The organism is Cytobacillus luteolus, assembly GCF_017873715.1.
Taxonomy (GTDB): domain Bacteria; phylum Bacillota; class Bacilli; order Bacillales; family Bacillaceae_L; genus Bacillus_BV; species Bacillus_BV luteola.
Genome location: NZ_JAGGKM010000005.1, coordinates 212601 through 231010, shown reverse-complemented (window position 1 = coordinate 231010; position 18410 = coordinate 212601). Strand labels below are relative to the sequence as shown.

The window sequence follows — 18410 nt, the reverse complement described above, 5'->3', positions numbered from 1 at the left end:
AGATTATAACACATAATTTAACGGTTGTGGGTAATTTTACTAAAAAAATTTTAAGTTACCTTTATAAAAAGATTCCCCCCGCTTAAAATATCAGGGAGAATACTAATCTTACCTATAGTATAGTCCTTACTTTTTAATCTTATTCGTATTTTTGTAAATTGATGGGTAGAATCGGATCCCAATGATTGGTATAAGGATTTTGTGTTAATACCGATATTTATTATATTCATGCCGATAATTCTCAGTTAAGGCCGATATATTTTAGATAAGGCCGATATCCCCTAAGTTAAAGCCGATAACCTATGTATTTTTGTCCTTAATGATAAAAGTTCAGCTCGCCCCAAAATTAGGACATAAAAAAAGCCCTATTCTAAGTATGGAATAGGGAGAAATGTTACTAATCTTATAAATTTATTATAAATACTGTGTCGAACTTTGTCGATATATGCATTTTTTCCTCTGTAGTATAAAAATGGAAAGAGCCAGTACCCAGTCAAGGGCCTGCCTCTTTCTTTTTAATAATAGTATCCTTGTCTTTTTTCACTCATTTTTTGAGCTAGTGTTGTAATTGATACTGCTATTTCTGCAAGAGTTACATTTGATGTTGCATGGTACATGTTGGCCTTATTAGCTTCTAATAAACCTAGTTTATCAGCTAGAGCAATATATCCAGTGTATTCTTTTTGAATTTTATTAGCGTCTTTGAATGATAGCTTGAAAATATCATGGTGCTTAGCTGCTTCATCAAGTCCGAGTGCACGGACATACCAATATGCTAATTCTTGTTTCGTAATATTGTATTCTACCGGGAACGATTTTTTACTTGTGTCTATAATGTTTTGTTGTGCTGCTAGTTCTATTACATTGTATAAATCATGTTCTTTTTTAATGTTAACAAAGGTGCCTTCTTTCTTCTCATCAATTCGATCAAACTCATAATAATTTACAATCGACTTCATAAGAATTTCTAGAGCTTCTCCTCTTGAAACAGGTTGATCGGCGTTAAAAGTACTTGGATCATCCACTTTAATGATTCCCATTTGAATTAAGTAGTTTAATTCTTTTTCTGCTGTTGGGTGCTTAACTTCCATTCCTGGTTGTTCAGGTTGAGTAGGATAATGACTTGGTCTTTCCCACTTACCTGTCACAGCATTATAATGATTAAACGCATTCTTGAATTCAGTGTGGTACATTAACATATAATCTTTGCTATCATACTTGATTTTTGAGTATGTTAGTTTAACATTTAACTCTTCTAAATAAGCATTTAATGCCTTATCTTTAGATACTACTTTTTCAACATTCGGCCATTCTTTAATAATCGGGGAGTGAACGTTGTAATGTGAAATCGCTCCCTCTTTATCAATTCCAATGTTAATTGAGTCTCCTTGAACAATGATACCATTCTTAATTCTTGGGAATGAGAAATGGTAACGTCCCTCATAGGATTCTTGTTTTTCACTATAAGTAGGGTATGAATACTCATGCATAACTGAAGGCGTGTACTTTCTTACAGCTTCAACTGCAGCTTCTAAAGCTTTTTCATAAGATACTCCTGCTTTTTTCTCTTCCTCTTTTTTTGCTTCTTCTTTTGTAGCCTCGACTTTTGTTTCATAATGCATATCTCTCGTAATATCGTGGAAGCTGATAACTTCTCCAGTATTTTTGTCTATTTCTATTGTAGAACCATAGCCTGAGTTCTTACTTTGGTATTGATAGTGTACAGAATAAACTGTTTTACCTAGCATTTTATTTTCATGCTCGTAAATTTCTTCTATTCTTAGTTTCGTATTTTCATCACCTGGTTTTAATAGTTTCTCTGCAATGGCCTTAGCTTCTTTTTCATTAATCGGCTTTGTTGTTCCAGTGACCGCAGAGGAAGAAAGCATCTTGATTGGGTTCATTCCAGGTAGTGTGTCTACAAATTCTTGTCCTACTAGCCATTTTCCATTTTTCGCACTCATGCCGAAAATAGGAGGTTCTACTCCATATATTAATTTAACCTTCGCTTCTTCATTTCGATAGTCAAAATCAATCATGTATTGTAATGACACACCAAGATTTGACTTGATCTTTTCTTTGGCTGCATCACTTGAGATAATATTTGCCTTATTTTCATAATTTGACTTTTCTCTATAATATTGCCCACTGTATAACTCAACCATTTCACCGTTGCCCAATATCGTTATATTCATGTTTTGCCCACTTACTGGTATACCATTTTCTAATCTATCAAAGTTAAAGCGATATTGAATTGGTTCCGTTAAGCTTCTTGGCATTGGGTAATACATATCCTGGTTATCACTTAATTGGTAGTTTTCGTTTGGATATTGTCCATCAATAAATGATGTGGCCATTTCAAGAGCCTCTTTTTGACTTACTTTTGCAGGGAATAAGGCATCTTTAACATCAAATGGTCTGTAGTAAAATGACTGAATCGTTAATTCTTTTCCTACAAACTCAACACTACCATGTAGGTGCTTCCCATTCATTTCTTTGTTAAAAGAAAGGCTATAACGAATAATTGCTTCATCATCTTCTGGATAGCGGTGGCCTGTATTAAAGTGAAAGTCTTTTGAAGTTAGAAAATCGAATTTATTTGGAAATAGTTTTTTAAACTGTTTAATAAGTTCTTCCTTAGAAATCTGTGAATCTACATTTGCAATAGTGATAACTTGTTTTTGTTCAGTTTGGTTCGTTACATTTGCGGCAGCTGTACTCGAAAATACACTCAGTGAAAGAGCAGCTGATAAAGATAATAGTCCTACTTTTTTAATTTTCAACTAAATATCCCCCTTTTATTTTAGTACCTATTAGATAGTAACACACATTTACCAAAATAAACCAATGGCTTTGTGGCTAGTTTTACCAATTTGGCAAAATAGTACTTTAGCACTATATCTATATGCTTGTACATTTTATGCGTTAATGAAATGCGCTAGACTATTTATTTATTAAAAAATGGTCTACCTGATAATAAATTATCAAATAGACCATTCATTTTAATATACCTTTTTGACTACTGGAGCATTCGGATCTTCTATAGCTGGGTTATCTGTATCGGACTTGTTCTCATCCTCTTTATTAAAGGGACTCGAATCAATTACTTGTAAATTAAGTACTTTCCACTCTCCGTTAGAAAGTTTTAATTCATACAATACCTCATGTAACATCTGTTCGTGCTCAATATCACCTTCATTTATTTCAGTTTCCACCACACGAACAATTGCGATATCCCCAAGGATAGCAAGAACTTCTATTGAGATACTCTCAAATTTCAGATCATAAATTGGAAACATTTCAATTGCTAATTCAATATCCCCTTCTCTGTAAGGATAATCCTCATGCAGAACTAATTTCACTTTATCAATATCTTCAGTGTTATAAGCATCATTATATCTCTCAAAGAAAGCCCTCACTTCAATTTCCATTTGCACGAAGTATGGGTCTTTTCGAATGACTTCAGCATATTTACCATAAAAAGCTTCATAAAACTCGTCACTATAAATAAATTCAAATAAACCAAAGATTTCTTCAACCTTTGCACTTATTTTTTCCTGAGAAGACTTTCGTTCTATTAAATCTCCTAATTTATCAATTTCCATTTTCGTTGTAATCGGATAAATTGTTTGGTTTATAGCTGCTTGTCCAGGCTGTTTGTATTTATTAAGTATCGCACTACGTGTAGACTGGCCATACACTCTGTATAGTAAAGAAGCTTGTTTTCGAATCTCCTCCGAAAGTGAATGATACGCAGCTTCCGTATGATCACTCGTAGGTTCTCTTTCAAATAGGGATTTATATCTTTGTGTTTTTTCAGTAATTTTTCGGCCGGAAGTAATCGCATCAATATAACCGATTGCCCGATTATAATGCACCTCAACATTAGTCGCTAGACGTTCTTCTAATTGTTTCCTCTGAATTGCATTTAGTTTTGATGTAGCGCTTTTAGCAATCAAATATGTGTCCTTCGTTGCATTAAATACCAACATGTCGGGATATTTAATTTCTTTTGTATGCTCAACTGATATTTGCCATTTTAGTGAACCTGCATGTTTTTCAGCTTCACTTACTAACCTCTCCGCTTCAGTATATGTTGATGCTTCAGCTTGTACTATTGGATATAGCAAGGTTAAACCTGCTGTTAAAGCAAATACTCTTCCAAATTTACGCATTGTTTCGATCCTCCAAATTCTATACTAGCAAACTAGTAACTATACATTACCTTATATTTACAACGTTATCAACTGTTCTAAATCCATTGGTTTTGACGTATTTTAGGATAATTTGTCGGAATTATAAGTATTATAAAAGTTGTTTAGTCTAATAGAACTATAGTATCCTAATTTTGTAAATTAAAAAGTGATGGAGGGAAAAAATGTCTAAATTCTTTATAAAGCTTTCAGTGGTTTTTTCTTTATTATTAATGATGGTACTTCAACCTCTTATTGGATTTGCAGAATCGGAAAGTGAGGTTGTTTATGTTAGTTTAGGAGACTCTTTAGCCGCTGGACGAACTCCTTTTGGAGAGAATGCGAAAGGTTATCCAGATTTTATTGCGGAAAAGTTTATGGAAGTCGATGTACTTAAGCTTTTTGTGAGAGATTATGCAGTAAATGGTTACACTTCTAAACATGTACTTGACGACATTACAAACAATGTTACAAAAGGTGATAACGGGAGCATTCATGAGGTCCTTGGTCAAGCGACTCATATTACACTTGGGGTTGGTGCCAATGATTTGTTAGCTAACCTAAATCGTACGACTGGTACAATCGATCAAATTGGTGTTCTAAATTCTTTAAAGTCGGTTACTGACAACTTAGTCGGAACGATTACTGCCATTAGAACATTAAATCCAACAGCAAAAATATACTTAATGGGATACTATAACGCACTCCCTCACCTACCAGCAGAAGCCCAAGGTCCTATTCTTACAGGACTACAGCAGTTAAATAAGGTCATTGAAGGGGTTGCAAAACAATCTGGCTCTACTTATGTTGCTACAGAAGAAACAATTGGCGCTAATATTGGATTCCTTCCAAACCCTCAGGATATTCATTTAAGTGAAGAAGGATATAAAGCAGTAGCTGAGCTATTCTGGAATGAAATGAAGCCTGAGGTAAAAGAAGAACCAGCTCCCGCTCCAGTACCTTCACCTCAACCAGTTGAAAATAAACCTACACCTGTTATTTATTGGGATGGATTACTTTTGAAAAAAGGGCAAATTGGTAAAGTTGAAGTTATTCAGCCTATCAATTTATGGAAACGTGTTGATGGAAAGCTTGTATTTGAAAGAGTTTTACAGCCTGGTGAACAATATCGTGTCTATAGATATGACGGATTATTTGGTGGCCAATACGGTTTAGGTGATGGGTATTATGTTACAAAGATTGATGGGTTTATTAATTATCAAACACCATCAAAGGCTAAATTACAGTTATTGAATAATTAGAGAAGATTGTATATCGAATTGAAGTCCAAATCTTATAGTGATTTGGGCTTTTTTTATCTTTATTTTATTTATTACTTAACTTTAGAGTTTTCGTAATAGCAAGCATAGTAATATCGCTCTTCAGGTACAATATGCTCGATGAATTGAGTGAGATTGTCTTTGATTACTCCCTTCAGAGACATTTTGGTGGATAAATTGAGTGGAATGGTCTTTGATAACGCTCCTCATGGACATTTCCCTGGATAAGTTGGTACAAATGTCTTTGATAGCCCTCCTCACAGACATTTCGCTGGATAAATTGGCGCAAGTTGTCATTGATAACGCTCCTCATGGACATTTCGCTGGATAAGTTGGTGAAAATGTCTTTGATAGCCCTCCTCATGGACATTTCTCTGGATAACTTGATGCAATTGTCTTTGATAACGCTCCTCATAGACATTTCGCTGGATAAGTTGGCGAAAGTTGGCCTTGATAACTCTCATCACAGACATTCGCTCAATAAGATTATCACAAAATGTCCATGATAAATGTTCTTATCTTAAGTAGCTCTAATCTTCTATGATTTCAATAGTTTTAATCTACATTTTCACATTTTTCTCCACAACTTACCTTGCCTCGCTCAGCTTTTTACTTCACTCTCGTATATTCTCCCCGACTCCAGTCAACAATGGAGCTAGGAGGTGATTTTGATGGTACGAAATCTCTTGTTTATTGGAATTGTTTTAGAGCTTATTGTATTTTCTACGATTATCATATTAGATTCCGATACGAAGACGGCGGCTCATTCTCCATATAAGGAAATGTCTCCTTACGAGGCAAAAGCTGTATCTAGTGAATTTTTAAATAAACAAGCTTTGCCCGTTAGTCAGAATTCTATAGCACTTGTTGAGATAAAGTCTACGTACGAAGAACGGTTTGAAAAGTTAGAAGATAAAACAAACAATGAAATGCGAAAAATTGCGAATCAGGCATATGAAGAATACGTACAGGGCGACCAGGATCTAGTAAGTTTGTTATCTATGACAAAATATGTAAACGAACTGAAGGCATTGGAAAATGAAACAGATGAAGCCTTTTATCATATTTATGATGAGTTATCGAAAGAACTTGTGAGTAACGGATATCCTGATTCGGAGGCTATTGAGTTTAAAACAGAGTTTGAAGCGAAGAAGAAGGAACAAGTGAAAGAGATATTAAGAATGGCTACTTCTGAATTAAATAGTAATTAGAAATGGTACCTGCTACTCTATGGTTTTAGGTACCTTTATTGCTTACTCAGCTTCATTTTTGCTTACTTTTCGATCAAGTGGGTCTAACCAAAGCGATAATTTATTCGCAGAAGACCAACGTCTTTGATTAGTGGTCATTTTATGAAGTTGGTCCTTTATTATATCTGCTGATACGGAAATGCGTATTACCAGATAGTTCCCAAAAATTATTAGCGTATAGTTTGATCTTATTGAAATGACTTTCTTGATATGATGATAGCTTATCCATACACACTCCCCGTTGTATGGATTATGGGATGGAATAAAATAAAGGTTCTCGTGGGGCTTAATGGGTATTGGGGCCCTTTGTGAGAAAGAAGGCATTTCCAAAATTGCTGTTCTTCTATATTCAGAAAAAGCATTACCTTGAAAATATGATTCCTTAATGATATCAATTGTGGATTTGGTGCAATATAGCTCTTCATTAATTGTCACTATTTTTGTAAAACCATTTTCAATAGGGATTAATGCTATTGTGTGATCACAGATTATGTATGTTGTGACTTTCCTCATTGTTCCTCCACCATATTAAGTTTTTCTGATATGGGACTATTATACTAATTCGAAAATATAGAAAAGTGTGATATTTACCTCAATTTTATATTAAATTATGTCTATTTTGTGACAAAAATTTAAAAAGTGATACAACGGTTTATTCTTCCTGTCTCCTCTTTCCACTCTATTCTTTTATATTGATTCCTTGCTTACAGGCTTTATGGATATTGAATCAAGTACCTTTTTATATTTAAATTACCATTTTTAATTATTCATACTTTACCCCGAAAATAGCCAAAATATCTTTGTCTTCTAAGAAAAGAAGGTGAAATTATGAAAAACGATACGATTAGGAGGCTGTTTATGGGAATATTGAGTGGTAATCCAAAAGAAGAGCCAATGCATTATGGTGAGGTCTTTACAGTATGGACACATTTACTTGCAGCAAAAAGTATGGTTGCAGGTTATCAAACCTTACACAATCACGCTGGTGATGACGACTTAAAAAAACTTATATTAGATATTATTGAAAATGGAATTAGACCGGAGATCAAGGAACTTGAAACTATTTTAAAGGATAATGGTGTAGCACTTCCTCCTGCGCCACCTGAGCGCCCTGATGCTTGTGTGGATCATATTCCTCCTGGGGCAAGAGTAACAGACCCAGAAATAGCAGCAACACTAGCTGCTGATAATGCTGCTGGACTTGTTGGATGTAGTGCCGCTATGGGGAAATGTATCCGTGAAGACATTGCAGCAATGTTTGGACAGTTCCATATGCAAAAAGCGCAATTCGGTTTACGTATTCTAAGAATGAACAAAGAAAAAGGCTGGTTAATTCCACCACCACTGCATTTAAATACTGCAGATCATTGTTAATTTTTAAAGGCGCCCTAGCTGGCGCTTTTTTGTATATTATCTTACACTTTATGGAACGTTAGAACTAAAAACGTGGTGAAAAGTATGATATTTCAAAAACATCAAGTTGTAACAAAGCACGGACTGTTGATGGCCATTTTGACGATTAATAAAAAAGTGTTTGCAGAAGAGTTTTCCTTGGAAAGCGGAAATATACCTAGTGAAAATGCTCAAATAAAAAGTGCTGCCTTGCAATTTATAGAAAATAATTATCCGACTCTACAAATAACAGTGGTAAGAATTTTGGTAGGGAAAGTTCCTTTCGTTACTTTTCATATAAAAAACTAGGTAATTGGGATCACTACTTTAATAACCAATTATATTCACTTTTAAAAAATCCCTCTGATTGATACTATAAAGATAGTAAATCAATGTTGAGGGGTAGAAATATGGTAGATTTAAAGACTCTTATTAAAAATAATCTCGATAATAGCCCTCATATTGCTAATGAGCTTGTAGAGGTAACAGCGATACGCAACAAGGCTAGGTTGTACAGTTTCCTTCAAAGTCCTGACTGTGAGATTGACTGTTTTGAAAGTATTCTAAAGATGGTGAGGCACATATTTCCGGATCAGGAGTTTGAAATCATGGATTCCTACATTCGAACGTTAGATCCTAATCAAGTTCTCGCTCGACATAGTTTGGAATACGCTGATTGTAATCGTCTAGATGGTCTATACGAATATATGTTGGATAAATTAAAGAGAAGTAAACATCGAGAAAGTCAGGACTGGGCTAGATTGCATGAGGTTGAATTAAGAAGAGCTAGAGGCGAAATTACTAACGATGATTTCCCTGATATTGTGAATCAACTGAAGTTTAAATCTCCTGAGATGAAAGTGTATAGTCAGATTGTTCTTATGTATTGTTATTATGACTTGAGAAAAGTTCAAAAAATGAAGGATGCTGCCCCAGCCATACAAAAACAAATAAGCAAATTAAAATCTCCTTTTATTCGAACTAGTTTCATGCTAAGACTGGCATTGATTATGACAGGTGTAAGCTACCATTTGGGTGAAATCGAGAATATACGGTTATATGGGGAAAAAATTCTTGATCAGCCAGGCGGAAATCGTTTAAAAGGATTGGTTCATCAGTTTATAGGTAATTCCTATATCTTTTCAAATTATGATCGCTCATTATATCATTTAACTCTTTCGGAAAAATACTGTAACAACGAAAGGTTAGCTTTTGCAATTAAAAGAAGTCGAAACTTTTTAGCAAATTACTGGGGAGAGTTGCCACCTTATTTAGATTTTGAGAGTAAGGAAATCCCAGATATACACGAGGTTGTCTTTCACCATATCAGGTCTGGAAGAATGATTGAAGCCCTAAATCTATTAAAATCAACTGATTGGGAGAGTTTAACCTTAAACCAAAAAGGCTTTCATATGTTTTATAAAGGTATGGCAGTTAATGATCGGAATTGTTTTCTTGAGTCAGTCCAATACTTTACGGAAGCAAATGAGAGGTATTATATCCATTTACCTCTTCTAGAGCTCGAGAGAATTGGTGAGAACCCAGAGATAGTGAGAGCTTTAAGACTTAAGTAAAAAGGTATCAAGCGCACATAGAGTTGCGCCTGATACCTTTTTTTATTTTCCAAACGATGATAGGAATTTAACACGATCACCCATCGGTGGCACATTATTATCTACTAGTGCAATCTCAAGGACAGCCGGACCTTTTAAGTTGATTAGTTGGCTGATCGAGTTGAGATTGATATCTTCTAATGCATCAACCCGGTAACTTGGGATGCCCATTGCGTTTGCCATTGCAGCGATATTGACTTGTTCTTGTTCAAAGCTTGGATGTGACCTCTTGTATTGTAGGGAATGTCCGTGATACACCATTCCAAGTCTGGCATTATTCATGACGATGAATAGAATCGGAAGTTGGTATTCTTTTGCCGTTAAAATCTCCATCCCATGCATAAAGAAGCAGCCGTCACCGGTAATACATGCTACTGGTCGATTTGGTTCAGCAAGTTTCGAGCCAATTGCTGCCCCTATCCCGCTCCCCATTGCTCCGAAATGTACGTTGATATCGAAAGTATCTGAATCTAGTACATTCATATGGTGAATGACATAAGACATAAACTCACCGATGTCAATCGTATATCGGGTCGAGGTTGGTAAGTATTCTTGAAGTTTTAGCAGTACGTTTTGGGTGTTATACTCTTGGGTGCTGTTGTTTTTGGTTGTTTCTGCTTTCGCTGGAAGTTCTCTCGTTAATCCCAGTGATTTTAGTTCTTCATTTAGGAAAAGAAGACTTAAGCTCACGTCACCATGAATTGGAAGATCAATATCATACTTTCGGTTGAAAACGGTATTATCAATGTCTATCTGGATCGTAAAACGATTTTTTGTTAGATTAGGATTCCAGTTGTTTGTTGCTGTTTCACCTAGGCTTGATCCTAAGATGAGCAGCGCGTCACTTTCGCTGTTGTTAATGAGTTCTGATGCCTTCTCGTGACCGGCAAATCCAAATACACCAGCTAGCAATGGATGATTTTGTGGGATGAGCCCCTTCGCCTGTGGGGTCGTGATGATTGGCCAGTTTAATAGTTCTGCAAGCTCAAGTACCTGGTCAACCGCCCACCTTACACCTTGGCCGACAAAAATATAACCATTTCGCTTTACTAATTCTTGAGCAGTTTTAGCGATGGTTGTTGCATCTGGTACAACTGGTTTGTGTTTTGGAAATTTAGGTATTGGAATTTGTGAGATTTGAGTTAGTTGTACATCAATAGGCATGGCGATATGTACTGGGCCCGGAACACCAGAAAGTGCGATTTCTGTTGCTTTGGCTACTTCACTTAATAGGTCTTCAGCTTTGGTTACAGTTGCACTATATTTTGTGACAGGGCGGAACACTGGATCGGCGTCTAGCTCCTGTGAGGCATTGAGCCCAACAGTATTGACGGGCACTGCTCCTGTGATGAAAAGAATAGGTAAGTGCTCACGCATGGCATTGGCTGCTCCTGTTACTAAGTTCGTCCCACCAGGACCACTACAGCCGATACATACTGCTAGTTGATTTGCGTATTTTGCGTAGGAAGCAGCCATGTAGGAGGCTGCTCCTTCATGCTTTGTGATGATGGGTGTAATTTCTCTCATGTCGTATAATTCATCAAAAAAGGCATTCACAGAGCCTGCTGGTATCCCGAAAATCGTTGTGACTCCACCACTTTTTAAGTATTCAAGTACCGCACGTACAGCTTTCATGGGTTTTCCTCCTTTGAGTGTTCGTAAGTGTGAGTTTATGTGACCTTTGTTTGGTTGTTTTGGGCTTTTGAGGGGGCATAAATTGGTTTATGTGACCTTATTTCCCGAAATCCTCGATTTCCCGGAACGTAAATCCAATTACCTGACCTCATTTCCCGAAATCCGCAATTTCCCGGAACGTAAATCCATTTACGTGACCTCATTTCCCAAAATCCGCAATTTCCCGGAACGTATATTCATTTACGTTACCTCATTTCCAAAATCCGCAATTTCCCGGAACGTAAATCTATTTATGTGACCTCATTTCCCGAAATCCGCAATTTCCCGGAACGTAAATTCATTTACGGGACCTCATTTCCCAAAATCCGCAATTTCCCGGAACGTAAACCTATTTATGTGACCTCATTTCCCGAAATCCGCAATTTCCCTGAACTTAAATCTCAATTTCTATTAAACTACCCTCTTCAACCTCGTAAATTAAGACTTAATAAAAGCCCCATCTTTACTCAAATATCTCTCAACCAAATCTTCTGCCTTTAAAGGTGGACTAAAGAAATATCCTTGAACGAGTCGGCAGCCTTTAGATGAAAGAAACTCAACTTGTTCTTTTGTCTCTACACCTTCTGCTATAACGTGTAGATTCATATTTTGCCCCAGCGTAATAATCGTGTTGGTTATCGCAGCATTATTGGAATCGGTCATCACATCATCAATAAATGACTTATCAATTTTTAGTGTCTTAATCGGGAAGTTTTTGAGATAGCCTAATGATGAATAACCTGTCCCAAAATCATCAATTGAAATATTGATTTCTAAATCCTTAAGTTGATCCATTGTTTTCATCGTCGCTTCTGTATTTTTCACAATGATGTTTTCGGTTAATTCTAGCTCTAGAAGTTCTGGCCTAAACCCCGTTTCTTCTAAAACATGTTGTACCATAGGAACGAGGTTACGTTGTTCAAACTGTCGTACTGACAGGTTTACTGAAAGACTTAACTCACCGTGTCCTTGTTCCTGCCATTGCTTAACTTGTTTACACGCATATCGAAGGACCCATTCACCAATTGGTACAATTAAGCCTGTTTCTTCTGCCATCGGGATAAATTCAGCTGGAGAAACGATTCCTCTTGTTGGATGATTCCAACGTAACAATGCCTCTACACCAAACATTTTTCCGGTCTCCGTATTTACCTGTGGTTGATAGTAAATACTGAATTCTTCGTTTTCTAAAGCACGGTAGAGATCATTTTCCAGTTTGACACTTTCAAATGTACGATTTTCCATGCCATTTGTGTAAAATTGATAGTTGTTTCCGCCAAGTTCCTTTGCTTTATACATCGCAGTATCTGCATTTTTCAAAAGGTCATCAGTATTGGCACCTTCACCCGGATATAACGCAATACCAATGCTTGTTTTTATAAAAACTTCCTCGTCATTCAATGTAAATGGTTTTACAAATGCATCGAGTACCTGCTCAGCATAGGAAATTACTTGGTCATCATAGTCAATCGATGGCAGGATGATTGTAAACTCATCCCCACCTTGTCTAGATACAGTATCTCCGATTTGACTACATGCTGTTAATCGGCGCGCTACCTCTTGGAGCAGTTGGTCTCCAACATTATGACCCAAGGTGTCATTGATTACTTTAAAACGATCTAAGTCCAGAACCAGCACTGCTAGTTTTTTACTATTACGACTTGCATACGTCAACCCTTGATTTAAGCGGTCCTTAAATAAAATACGATTAGGCAATTCTGTTAAGGTATCGTAGTAGGCATGGTACTTTATTTTTTCTTCCATATTTTTACGTGAAGAGACGTCTTTAAAGGTAACAACATATCCTACTATTTGATTTTCTTCTTTAATGGATGCAATGACATATTCAACAGGAATATGAGTACCATCCTTTTTATAAAACCTCTCATCCATATCAAACTTTTTAAGATTTTTTTGCAGGTACGTTTCAAATGTGTCTTCACAACTACTTTTGCCTATTTTCTTTCTTGAAAAAATGATGTCATAACAGAGACCGATCAATTCTTCCATTTGATATCCAAGCATTTTTGCTCCTGAAGGATTGCAGAAGGTGATTTGACCATCTAGGTTTAAGCCAAAGATTCCTTCCCCTGCTGAGTTTAGGATTAACTCTTTCTCGCGACTTAAGCGCTTTAACTCATTAACAATGCTCTTTAACTCTTCGTTTTTCTTAGTAATTTCAGATGTTCTTTCTGCAATAATCAATTCTTGCTTTTCCATATATAGCATGCTTGAAAGTGTTAATGCTGTTGCATCTGCAATGGATTGTGCAAGCTGCATCGAAGCTTCAGGATATACATGACCTGGCTCTACTAAGTTAACAACTGGTATAGTCCCAAGCACTTCTCCCATTGCAACAAGTGGAATCATGTAAATTCCCTTAATACCGAAATTTTTGCATGCCTCATGATTCGGCCTTGGGTCGAGTGACACATCAGGTACCAAAACAGCCTTTTTGGTTCGTATAACCTCTTGGAATAAAGCATCTTCACGATAGTCAATCATAATTTCATCGTGAATTTTTTTCCAATCATCTTCTTTCCAGTCACTGTCTTTACTTAATTTTGCTGGCTTAAGGCCTCGTTTAGCTACCGGATCAAGTAGATGAGCCCCTATATTAGGGTTTTTCAGGACATTCCCAATGTAACGGAAGCAAGTATCCATTACTCCCTGTAATGTGGAACACAAAGATAGTTCACGAGTCACATCTAGTAGTAACTGCTTGTCAGAAAGGAGGTTCTCTTTTCGAGTTAAATTATTGGCATTTCGAATCGCAACAGCAGCCATATTCACGTAGGCTTCTACTGTTTTGATTTCTTGGATGGTTAGATTCATAGGGATGCCATAGTCAAATAGGAAGACAAGTCCATATAATTCCTTCTCGTAGGAAATAGGTAACCCTAGTAATGATTTTATTTGAAATGCTTCAATAGCCCGTCGATCAGGGCGATTATCCCTTGATGTATCAGAGATATAGATGGCCTCTTGAGTTTCAATTACTTCTTTTGCTAAAAAGTCAATGGATGGGTCCACAACATGCATATCAATTGTCATTCCATTAATCACTTCTGGCTTGCTTACATAGCCTCTATAAGTACCATCAGGTTGAGGTAGGTAAATGCCGACGGAGTCACACTGTACGATTTCTTCAGATATAGCTGTCACCACATGTTGTAATACATCCTTCAAATCTAATTCTGTATTTATTAATTTTGTTATCGTTGCAAGTCTTGAATACCTCGTTTGCTCTCCCGACATTTCATTACCTCCTTCATCTGAATAGACTATATTATTTTGCTATGAATTATTTACCGTGTAGGGAAGTACTACATTTTCACCATAATTCGACATTTTAAGGTTAAAAAAAATAGGTTAAGTACTATTTTTAGAGTTTATTTTTCCAATAGAGTAAAATATTGTATTGAATCTTATAACTATACATTTAAACGAATCTAGTTATTTTTCAAGTACTTTTCTAAAGATTTTCAATAAATGATTCGAAAGAACCATAATGTATCGAGTTATTAGGTAGATTGTCACGTTGCTGAATTAGGACTTTTTATACACGAAATATGCATACATTGGTTTTCTAATATATCTTTAACTTTATAAAAGAAAGGCGTCTACAGTGTAGACGCTAATTCTGGGTAGTCGTTAAGAACTCAATTGCTTTTAAGTTCTGTTTAATATTATTTTTAATTCTATTTATCTCTTTCAGATTTTGTGATAGCTCACATTCTTTTGTTGCTAGATACGCCAAAGAGTTTATATCTTCATAAATAACACTAAAAGCTTCTTGCATTGTATTATTAAGTTTCAATCTCTTATATGCCATACTGCAACACATCCTTTTTATAATTCTATAGATTAGACATTAAAAGACGAAGTTGGTTTGTAGATCGGTGGTAACTCTGCCACTAATCCTAATGAACTTGGTTTGTAGATCGGTGGTAACTCTGCCACTAATCCTAATGAACTTGGTCTGTATATTGGTGGTAGCTCTGCTACTAGTCCTAATGAACTTGGTCTGTAGATTGGTGGTAACTCTGCTACTAATCCTAATGAACTTGGTCTGTAGATTGGTGGTAACTCCGCTACTAGTTCTAATGAACTTGGTTTGTAAATTGGTGGTAACTCTGCTACTAGTCCTAATGAACTTGGTCTGTAGATTGGTGGTAGTTCTGCAACTTCTACAGCATTTGGTTGATAAATCGGTGGTAACTCTGCTACATTTTTATTAATGGCACTTGCTCCAAAAGAAAAACCGACAGCCAAAACAGTTAGTGATAGACCTGCAAATAGTAATTTTTTCATAATAACACTCCGTTTCTTTTTACCCATCTAAGGGATAAGATAGTAGTTAATTGATTTAACTGTATTATATAAGAACTATTTAAAACGTGTTTTCCTTGTTTATAAGGTTTTGTGTCACTAGACTAATAGTAATCTACCAATTTCTCTTCTAAATGAGAAAAAATATTGATGTAGCAATAATGAGGTGAAAAAGTTGGATTTCACAAAAATCGGTGAAGAAATACGAAATTTACGCAAATCTTTAGGGATGTCCCAAGTGGAATTGGCAAAGGGGATTTGCACACAATCACAGATTAGTGTCATAGAGAAGGGTGAAGTTTATCCACTTGCATCCACACTCTACTTAATCTCTCAAAAGCTAGGGGTTGATATCAATTATTTCTATGAGATTGCTAGCACACCAAAGGTTGACTATGTAAACGAAGTAGCCCACCAGTTCAGGCAAGCAAGACGCGAGGCAAAATATGACCTAATTAGAGACATAGTAAAAGCTGAAAAAAATAATCCTTTATTTAAAAATATACGAAAAAACAAACAGCTTATTTTATGGCATCAAGGAATATGTGAATATGAAATTAATAGAAATCCCGAGCTAGCGAAGGAATTACTATTTGAAGCAATACAGTTAACTCATTCAACTGATAAGGTATTTAATGAACGTGAAATTGAAATCTATAGTTCAATTGCCGTGATTCATTTTAATGGTAGTGAAAATGAAAAAGTAATTGAGATTTATGACATGGTGCTTCCTCACTTGGAGAGGATTCCATATCCGCATGACGTTACCATTAAATCTAGGATCTTATATAACAAAGCAAAAGCATTAACGCGCCTTTCAAGATTTGAAGAGTCCAATCATTCCTGTAAGCAAGCAATTGATTGGTGCTTAAAAACGGATAATATGTACGTTTTTGGAGATTTGTATTATCATACGGGATACAATTATGAAATGCTTGAGAATTATATAACCGCCTTAAGGTATATGGAGAACGCGAAGAAAGTATTTGAACTGAGGCTTGAGGACAGACATATTCCTTATATAGAGCAGCGGATTAAGAATATAAGAGAGAAACTAGAGAGTCAAACGAGGGTTTGACTCTTGTTTTTAGTTCAGCTCAACTTCATCCAAATTCGCTTCATCCTTATAACCATGTTCCCCAGTTACTTCATACGTTTCTTTAATGAGTCCCATTTCTGGGGCAAAATAACGAGTGTAGATTGTATTAGCACCTGCAACTTCGCTTGTTGTCTTTTGAATGACTATCACGCTCTCGAACGTCCCCTTGGGTACGGTGATAGTTTGGTTTTCATCAATTACCTTCCATTCAGCCTGACCATCATCTTTTAAATCTAAAAATATCTCAGGGAATTCCATTGGCACAAAAGCTTCAATTAACTCTGGGCTTTGCCTCCCTGCAGCTTCATGTACAAGAGCATATTCTTCATTCGTCCATCGATAGATTTGAGTAGTTGGTGCACCGCTTAGAGATACTATGACTTGAACATACTCTTCATTCTCAGCAACAATTTCATGAACATAGATTTCTTCACCTGCATTCGTATATATTCGTTTCTCTCCTACTTTCGGGCGATATTCTTTAAAATTTCCTTGTTTTATTTTTACAACTTCCTTTGCTTCTTTAGGTTGCTCTTGTGGGGGAGTTTCAGCTTTTTCCTCGACCTGCTGAGTAGGAGGAGGAGAACATCCGACAAGTAGAAGTAAGGATAGTAACATGCCGTTTATTAATTTCACTTGAATTCTTCCTCCCTCTACCAAGGCTTCAGTACATATCTAAAACTATCTTTTACATAAATGGTTGTTTGACGGTTTTTATCTAACACTGAGATAGCTGATTTTACTGTATAAGCATAGCTTAATGCTTCAATTTCATTCGAAAAAGTAGCTAATCTTTCATTATTACTTCCATACACTTCAAAAACAGCAAAGTAAGCTTCTATTCCTTTAGCAAGTGCCCCTGCTGCTTCAAACTGATAGCTCTCTGTTTTTATTAATTTTTCTTCATGTCGATTAATCATATAGCCAAGCTCTACTAAGATAGACGGCATTTGTGCATTCCGGATGACATAAAAGCTTTGATCAGAGTGGATTTTCCGGTCCGGAAGACGTAATGAATTTACTAGTATCGGATGCACTACTTCAGCAAGTCGTTTATTCTCTGACAAGTACTTTATTTGTAAGGGGTCGTGTGGATATTCAGACTTGCCGTGTTTTACCCCATCGTAATAATAGGTTTCGATGCCTCTTCTGAAGGAATTAGTTGGGTGAGCATTGTGATGGATTGAAATGAAAATACTGTTGTTGTTATTTTTTTCAGCAAATGCATTCGCCATTTTCATCCGCACATCGAAATCTCCACCATCCGTGGTTCCATCAGCATTTTTCAAATAAGGGGCAAACTCCGTGTCGGTCGTGCGAGTTAAATGAACCTTGATGTCTGTCGGTTTTAGGATTTCTTGTAATTTCAATGCAACTAACAGGTTTGCATCCTTTTCACAAAAACCCGTTGCTGAGCCTGAATAACCACAAGTTCCACTATACTTACCACCATGACCAACATCGATAATCACCGTTTTTTCAGCATGTTGTGTAACTGGAAATAGAAAAAAGATGAATAGTGCTAGGAAAAACAATTTTTTAAACAACCTTCCACCCCCTACTACAAGTCTCTATCT

The 18410-nt window shown here is 36.2% G+C and carries 15 protein-coding genes; 6 read left to right on the top strand and 9 right to left on the bottom strand.

Annotated elements, in window-relative coordinates:
* Positions 1 to 515 precede the first annotated feature (515 nt).
* Entirely contained in the window at positions 516 to 2783 is a 2268-nt protein-coding gene (locus J2Z26_RS15645; RefSeq protein ID WP_193534584.1) for an S-layer homology domain-containing protein, read from the bottom strand.
* A gap of 219 nt (positions 2784 to 3002) precedes the next feature.
* Positions 3003 to 4175 carry a hypothetical protein gene (locus J2Z26_RS15640; RefSeq protein WP_193534585.1) on the bottom strand — a complete coding sequence of 391 codons (1173 nt, stop codon included), beginning with the start codon at positions 4173 to 4175 and terminating at the stop codon, positions 3003 to 3005.
* Positions 4176 to 4378: 203 nt separating this feature from the next.
* Between J2Z26_RS15640 and J2Z26_RS15635 the strand changes: the two genes are divergently transcribed.
* Positions 4379 to 5455 carry an SGNH/GDSL hydrolase family protein gene (locus tag J2Z26_RS15635; RefSeq protein ID WP_193534586.1) on the top strand — a complete coding sequence of 359 codons (1077 nt, stop codon included), beginning with the start codon at positions 4379 to 4381 and terminating at the stop codon, positions 5453 to 5455.
* 689 nt (positions 5456 to 6144) lie between these two features.
* Positions 6145 to 6684, top strand: coding sequence for a hypothetical protein (locus J2Z26_RS15630; protein WP_193534587.1), 540 nt, complete (start codon positions 6145 to 6147; stop codon positions 6682 to 6684).
* A gap of 42 nt (positions 6685 to 6726) precedes the next feature.
* On the opposite strand, the gene J2Z26_RS15625 is transcribed toward J2Z26_RS15630, so the two are convergent.
* Complete coding sequence (locus J2Z26_RS15625; protein ID WP_193534588.1) at positions 6727 to 7236, bottom strand: competence protein ComK; 510 nt, start codon at positions 7234 to 7236, stop codon at positions 6727 to 6729.
* A 345-nt stretch (positions 7237 to 7581) separates the two neighbouring features.
* Here J2Z26_RS15625 and J2Z26_RS15620 point away from each other — a divergent pair, with 345 nt between their 5' ends.
* The 3 genes from J2Z26_RS15620 to J2Z26_RS15610 all read left to right on the top strand — a co-directional run bounded on the left by J2Z26_RS15620 (position 7582) and on the right by J2Z26_RS15610 (position 9689).
* Positions 7582 to 8097 (top strand): DUF3231 family protein, encoded by a 516-nt coding sequence (locus J2Z26_RS15620; protein ID WP_193534589.1) that lies wholly within the window; start codon positions 7582 to 7584, stop codon positions 8095 to 8097.
* Between the two features lie 84 nt (positions 8098 to 8181).
* A complete protein-coding gene (locus J2Z26_RS15615; protein WP_193534590.1) occupies positions 8182 to 8424 on the top strand; it encodes a hypothetical protein in 243 nt (80 codons plus the stop codon).
* Between the two features lie 101 nt (positions 8425 to 8525).
* The gene (locus tag J2Z26_RS15610; protein WP_193534591.1) at positions 8526 to 9689 is read left to right on the top strand and encodes an AimR family lysis-lysogeny pheromone receptor; all 1164 of its coding nucleotides are present in this window, start codon (positions 8526 to 8528) and stop codon (positions 9687 to 9689) included.
* Positions 9690 to 9731: 42 nt separating this feature from the next.
* Here J2Z26_RS15610 and J2Z26_RS15605 read toward each other — a convergent pair whose 3' ends face one another.
* The 4 genes from J2Z26_RS15605 to J2Z26_RS15590 form a co-directional block, all read right to left on the bottom strand.
* Positions 9732 to 11363, bottom strand: a complete 1632-nt coding sequence (locus J2Z26_RS15605; protein ID WP_193534592.1) for a thiamine pyrophosphate-binding protein — start codon at positions 11361 to 11363, stop codon at positions 9732 to 9734.
* Positions 11364 to 11840: 477 nt separating this feature from the next.
* Complete coding sequence (locus tag J2Z26_RS15600; RefSeq protein WP_193534593.1) at positions 11841 to 14660, bottom strand: EAL domain-containing protein; 2820 nt, start codon at positions 14658 to 14660, stop codon at positions 11841 to 11843.
* A 379-nt stretch (positions 14661 to 15039) separates the two neighbouring features.
* Positions 15040 to 15237: a hypothetical protein gene (locus tag J2Z26_RS15595; RefSeq protein WP_193534594.1), complete on the bottom strand. Its 198-nt coding sequence runs from the start codon at positions 15235 to 15237 to the stop codon at positions 15040 to 15042.
* Between the two features lie 32 nt (positions 15238 to 15269).
* Positions 15270 to 15716, bottom strand: coding sequence for a hypothetical protein (locus J2Z26_RS15590; RefSeq protein ID WP_193534595.1), 447 nt, complete (start codon positions 15714 to 15716; stop codon positions 15270 to 15272).
* Between the two features lie 193 nt (positions 15717 to 15909).
* Between J2Z26_RS15590 and J2Z26_RS15585 the strand changes: the two genes are divergently transcribed.
* Positions 15910 to 16812 (top strand): helix-turn-helix domain-containing protein, encoded by a 903-nt coding sequence (locus J2Z26_RS15585; RefSeq protein WP_193534596.1) that lies wholly within the window; start codon positions 15910 to 15912, stop codon positions 16810 to 16812.
* Between the two features lie 9 nt (positions 16813 to 16821).
* On the opposite strand, the gene J2Z26_RS15580 is transcribed toward J2Z26_RS15585, so the two are convergent.
* Positions 16822 to 17469, bottom strand: coding sequence for a hypothetical protein (locus tag J2Z26_RS15580; protein WP_193534597.1), 648 nt, complete (start codon positions 17467 to 17469; stop codon positions 16822 to 16824).
* Between the two features lie 17 nt (positions 17470 to 17486).
* The gene (locus tag J2Z26_RS15575) at positions 17487 to 18380 is read right to left on the bottom strand and encodes an N-acetylmuramoyl-L-alanine amidase family protein (RefSeq protein WP_193534598.1); all 894 of its coding nucleotides are present in this window, start codon (positions 18378 to 18380) and stop codon (positions 17487 to 17489) included.
* Positions 18381 to 18410: the final 30 nt, after the last annotated feature.